Here is a 425-nt window from a genome sequence, read left to right on the forward strand (position 1 = left end):
GTTCTACCTGTACCACCACATACTTTGGAAAGTGGTTCTGATCCATTATCAGTCCATACCCCCCAAGAACCTGCATTTAGATAAAGATAACGGTTTGTACCAGCAAGTCTTAATCTTGCTTCTCCTTCTACACTACCTGCAACAAGCTCTCCAGATGTGGAAATATCGCCAGTATTTGAAATACCATTGGTTGAAAGACCACCTTTAACTGTGCCTCCTTTTTCAGTAATGATCCTTTCATATGACTCTTCAAAACCTACAGAATCACGCGCAGATCGATACCAAAGTCCACCATTTCTATAGTTAATTAAAAACTGGAAGGCTGGAGCTGATCCAGATCCAAGAAAATGAAGTACAGTTGAAGTTCCACCTCCTTCTAATTTTGTATAAACTCCTGATTTTGCATTCCATGCTACATCGTTAAC

General features: G+C 40.0%; 1 protein-coding gene. It reads right to left on the bottom strand.

Annotated features, from left to right (window positions below):
- Positions 1 to 425, bottom strand: a 425-nt coding sequence (locus RFX69_RS19095) for a tail fiber protein (RefSeq protein ID WP_375143713.1), incomplete at both ends; no start/stop codon positions are given.

The sequence above is a fragment of the Acinetobacter sp. 148 genome (assembly GCF_031196675.1).
Taxonomy (GTDB): domain Bacteria; phylum Pseudomonadota; class Gammaproteobacteria; order Pseudomonadales; family Moraxellaceae; genus Acinetobacter; species Acinetobacter baumannii.